At 63.0% G+C, this 5,108-nt stretch carries 3 protein-coding genes; 2 read left to right on the top strand and 1 reads right to left on the bottom strand.

Annotated elements, in window-relative coordinates; genetic code table 11:
- On the top strand, positions 1-2,077 hold a 2,077-nt coding region (locus EN906_RS22405; RefSeq protein WP_206529151.1), incomplete at its 5' end, for an NAD-glutamate dehydrogenase domain-containing protein.
- Between the two features lie 84 nt (positions 2,078-2,161).
- Here EN906_RS22405 and EN906_RS22400 read toward each other — a convergent pair.
- On the bottom strand, positions 2,162-4,306 hold the full coding sequence (locus tag EN906_RS22400) for a TonB-dependent siderophore receptor (protein WP_127268917.1): 2,145 nt from the start codon (positions 4,304-4,306) through the stop codon (positions 2,162-2,164).
- Between the two features lie 354 nt (positions 4,307-4,660).
- Here EN906_RS22400 and EN906_RS22395 point away from each other — a divergent pair.
- The coding region (locus EN906_RS22395; RefSeq protein ID WP_127375377.1) for an MFS transporter at positions 4,661-5,108 on the top strand (448 nt) is incomplete at its 3' end.

The following is a 5,108-nucleotide window of genomic DNA, read 5'->3' as shown; positions in this document are numbered from 1 at the left end:
CACGGCGACCTTCTCCGACACCGCCAACGCGATCTCGGAGAAGCCCGGCTTCTGGCTCGACGACGCCTTCGCCAGCGGCGGCTCGGCCGGCTATGACCACAAAAAGATGGGCATCACCGCCAAGGGCGCCTGGGAAGCGGTCAAGCGGCATTTCCGCGAGATCAACCGCGATATCCAGACCTCGTCCTTCACGGTCGTCGGGGTTGGCGACATGTCGGGCGACGTGTTCGGCAACGGGATGCTTTTGTCGCCGAAAACCCGGCTGATCGCCGCCTTCGACCATCGCGACATCTTTATCGACCCCGATCCCGACATGGCAGCCTCGATGGCCGAGCGCGAGCGCATGTTCGCGCTGCCGCGTTCGAGCTGGCAGGACTACGACAAGACGAAACTGTCGGAAGGCGGCATCATCGTCTCGCGCAACCAGAAATCGATCACCTTGCCGGCGGCGGCGGCGGCGGCGATCGGCCTGGCCAAGACCGCCGCCACGCCGGTCGAGATCATGACCGCCATCCTCAAGGCCCCTGTCGATCTCCTGTGGTTCGGCGGCATCGGCACCTATTTGCGGGCATCGACCGAAACCAACGCCGAAGTCGGCGATCGCGCCAACGATGCCATTCGCATCACCGCGCTCGATGTCCGGGCGAAAGTGATCGGCGAGGGCGCCAATCTCGGCGTCACGCAGCGGGCGCGCATCGAGTTCGGCCTGAATGGCGGCCGCTGCAATTCCGACGCCATCGACAATTCGGGCGGCGTCAACTGTTCCGACGTCGAGGTCAACATCAAGATCGCGCTGGCATCCGCCATGCGCAAGGGGTCGTTGACGCGCCCGGCACGCAACAAGCTGCTGGCCGAGATGACCGACGAGGTCGGCTCGCTGGTGCTGTCGAACAACTACCAGCAGACGCTGGCGCTTTCGATCGCCCGCAAGCGCGGCCTCGCCGACATCGCGCATCAGAGCCGCTTCATGACGGCGCTGGAAGCGCGTGGCCTGCTCGACCGCACTGTGGAGACGCTGCCGTCGCCGTCAGCGCTCGCCGAGCGCGAAGCGCGCGGCGAACCGCTGACGAGAGCCGAACTCGGCGTGCTGCTCGCCTATGCCAAGATCGTGCTGTTTTCCGACATCGTCGCCAGCGACGTGCCTGATGACGCGCATTTCGACCGCGACCTGATGGGCTATTTTCCCGACCGGATGGCGAAGAAATACGCCACAGAGATCCATGGCCACCGGCTGCGCCGCGAGATCATCACACGGGTCGTCGCCAACGACCTGGTCAATCGCGGCGGCCCGTCCTTCGTCAACCGGCTGCAGGAAGCCACGGGGCGCACCGCCGCCGACGTGGTGCGGACCTTCGCGATGGTGCGCGACGGTTTTGCCTTGCCGGCGCTCTATCGCGAGATCGACGCGCTCGACAACCAGATCGACGGCCAGGTGCAGCTCGATCTCTATCAGATGGTCAGCCGGCTGATCTACGTGACCAGCGGCTGGTATCTCAAGAACGATGCCGGCACGGCACCCCTCGGCCAGCGCATCGCCGAGCTGCAGGAAGCACGCAAGGCGCTGGAACCGAAGCTCGTTGCGCTGCTGCCGGCTTTCTCGCGCGAGCGCATCGAGGAGAAGCGGCACGGGCTGTTCAAGAGCGGCGCGCCGGAAGGGCTGGCCGGGCAACTGGCGCTGAGCGAGGTGGCGGAACTTATCCCCGACATCGCGCTGACGGCGCGCACCGCCGGCGCCGATATCGTCGCCGCGGCCAAGGCGTTCTTCGCCGTCAGCGATGCCTTCCGCATCCCGCGTGTCGAGGACGCCGCACGCTCGATCACGCCTTCGGACTACTATGATCAGCTGGCACTGTCGCGCGCCACCGACACGATCGGCGCGGCACGGCGCGGCATCGCGGTGGCGGCACTCACCGGCCACGCCAAGACGGCCGATCCGGTGGTTGCCTGGCTGGACGCCGGCGGCGAGCGGGTGGCGCGCATCCGCGAGCGGCTGCAGGCGCTGACCGAGGGCGGCGACATCACCGTGTCGCGGCTGTCGGTGGCGTCGGGGCTGATGAGCGATCTGACGGGGATGTGAACCGCCGACGATCACCACACGCATTACCGGATGCGTGTGGCTCTTTTCGAATGCCATCCGCTTCGAAACCGGCGTTCAAAAAGCTCACCAGGAATGTTTGAGCGTGCCGACGATCTTCAGCCGGTCGCCGTAAAATTCGGTTCCGTAATAGCTGGTTGTCAAATACTTCCGGTCGAACAGGTTCGTTGCGTTCAGGGCCAACGTCACGTCCTTGGTCATCTTGTAGCTGATCGCCGCATCCACCAGTGCGTAGCCGCCAATCGAAGTCGTGTTCGCGTCATCCCCGTAGGTTTGTCCGATATAGCGCACGCCTCCGCCGATGGTCAGGTCGCCACGCCGTCCCTCCTCGGGTAGCGTATAATCAACCCAGGCCGAAGCCAGGTGGCGAGGGACACGCTGCGGCCGATTGCCGGCATTTCCTCCAATACCGTCTTCCAGGATCTCGGCATCCCAGTAGGAATAGGCAAGCGTCAGGTTCAGGTTTTCCGCAATGGCGGCCTTGCCCTCGAGTTCGATGCCGCGGACGCCAACCTTGCCGATCTGCTGCTGGACAACAGGCGTGACATAGGTGGGAACATTGGTTTGGGTAAGGTCGAAGACCGCGGCCGTGAACAGGCCGTCGAAGCCGTCGGGCTTGTACTTGATACCTGCCTCATACTGCCTGCCCTCTTGAGGCTTCAGCGAACCCGAGACCGCATATCCGTTGCCGCTTGGCGCCACGAGCGGCTGGAAGCTTTCCGAATAGTTGGCGTAGACCGCGAGGTTCGGAGTGAATTTGTAGGTCAGGCCGGCGCGCTTGGTGAAGGCGGATGCCGTGTCGTCGTCCTGCGTTCCCGAGTCGAGATAGTCCGCCGTCGTATGCACGCGGTCCCAGCGCCCACCCAGGGTGACGATCCAGCGGTCGTCAAACGTCAATTGCTCCTGGGCATAGACACCGACTGCCTGTTGCTTGACCCGCCAGTTCACGTAGGGGCCGAGATTGATGCAGGACAGACCGCAATAGGCCGGATTGTCGATGTCGATGGGACCGGCGGTGCCGAAGAGAATGTTTTCACGGGTGTTGTCGTTGGCGTAGTCGACGCCGACAAGCGTCTTGCTGTCGATCCCGCCCCAGCCCGTATCGTATTGCAACTGATTGTCGAAGGCATAGCGGTTGGACAGGCCATCGACGGAAAATGCCGTGCGGTCCGCCGTGGGGTCAAGCGACGCGCCGTAGACCTCGGCGTAGTCGAGGCTCAAATGCGTGTAGCGGGCATTGGAGCGCAAGGTGAGGTTCTCGTTGAACTCGTGCTCGAACTGGTAGCCGATATCGACCTGCTCCGTGTTGAAGCGGTTGAAATCCGGCTCGCCCAGGAATGTGCCGATGTCGATATTGCCGCCAGCCGGGGTGCCGCGTGCGCCTGTGCCATCTCGCTTGTAATAGTCAGTCAGGATGGTGAGCGACGTTCCTTCCTCGGGCTTGATGGTCAACGCGGGCGCGATGTAAAGCCGATCGTCGTTGGAATAATCCCATCCTTGATCGCCATCCTTGGCCAGCCCTGTGAGCCGATAGGTCCACACGCCATCGGGGTCGATTGGCCCGCCAAAATCAACGCCAACCTCCTTGGTACCGTCGCCATAGGACGTGTAAATCTCCCCCTGCTTCTGGTCCAGCGGCCGCTTGGTGATGGCATTGACCAGCCCGCCAGGGCCGTTGAGACCAAAAAGCGTCGATGTCGATCCCTTCAGGACCTCCACGCGCTGAAGTCCGTAAGGCTCGAGACGGCTGGCCGTGAACCAGGCGGGGATGCGCGCCGTGAGACCATCGCGATAGGTACCGAGCGATGTCTGGTCGAAACCGCGGATGCGAATATAGTCGTATCGGTCATCGTTGCCGAACTCGTCGGTGAGGACGCTGGATGTGTAGGCCACGGCCTGCTGCAGGCTTTCGACATGGCGCGCCTCCAGTTCCTTCTGGGTTACCACTGAAACCGAGGCGGGAACGTCGACGATCGGCGTATCGGTCTTGGTGGCGGTCGCCGTATCCTCGGCGACGATCGTTTGATCGGGCCCGACAAGGCGGTCCGACTTGCCGGTGACGACGATGGTTTCCAGTTGAGTTGCATCGTCCGGCGAAACCTCCTGGGCCCGGCCGGCCCCCACCGCTCCAAAAGATGCCGCTATCAAGGCACTGCTCGCAATCAATCGCCTTACCTGAGTGCGCGGCAATGCCTGTCGACCAATCGTCATCTCTTATTCCCTGTCAGACCATATCGAGCCGTTCGACCGGCGACTTTCCGGCCCTGCGCGAGCGCAATTAGTCAAACCGGACAAAAAGAGTCAACTTAATAATCAAGAAATTCGCGCCGGCGGCAATCGCCGCGAAGCAGGGGGTGGAGGGCGGCGCCAGACCTTCGGTCCGACTTCCCTCACGAGAAAAAATAAGGGCTTGGTCCGCGTCGCGGACGAAAGCCAATTGCTTGGCTTTCGAACAGTGAACGCGCGGCAGGGGCAAGGGACGGCACACCAAGCTTGGTTCATTGCATGAGCGCATGAAACATGCAGACATGGCGCCCGACACGGAACCGGTGCCGGGGGATCATCATGACGGTAGAAACAGTGCAGCGTGCGTCCGGGCGCGGCATCTGGGGATGGATGTTGTTCGACTGGGCGGCGCAGCCGTTCTTCACCGTCGTCACCACCTTCATCTTCGGGCCTTATTTCGTGTCGCGGATGGCGAGCGATCCGGAAACCGGGCAGGCGGCCTGGGGCTACGGCATTGCTGCGGCCGGCCTTGTCATTGCAGTGCTGTCGCCGATACTCGGCTCGATCGCCGACCAGACCGGACCGCGCAAGCCGTGGATCGCATTCTTTGCCGCGGTCAAGGTCACCTGCCTTTGCATGCTTTGGTTCGCGGCCCCCGGTTCGAACCTTTTCCTGGTCGTGCTGTTCTTTTCGCTGGCGTCGGTGGCGGCGGAGTTTTCGACCGTGTTCAACGATTCGATGATGCCGCGCCTGGTGCCGAAGAGCGAGATCGGCCGGATTTCCAACA

The sequence above is a fragment of the Mesorhizobium sp. M7A.F.Ca.CA.004.06.1.1 genome, assembly GCF_003999135.1.
GTDB lineage: Bacteria > Pseudomonadota > Alphaproteobacteria > Rhizobiales > Rhizobiaceae > Mesorhizobium.
The sequence above is the reverse complement of the archived record's forward strand: the minus strand, read 5'-3'. Positions and strand labels throughout refer to the sequence as shown.

What these genes read in the sequence shown, in the direction of transcription:
- EN906_RS22400 (WP_127268917.1), bottom strand. Translation starts at nt 4,306, where the DNA reads ATGACGATTGGTCGACAGGCATTGCCGCGCACTCAGGTAAGGCGATTG.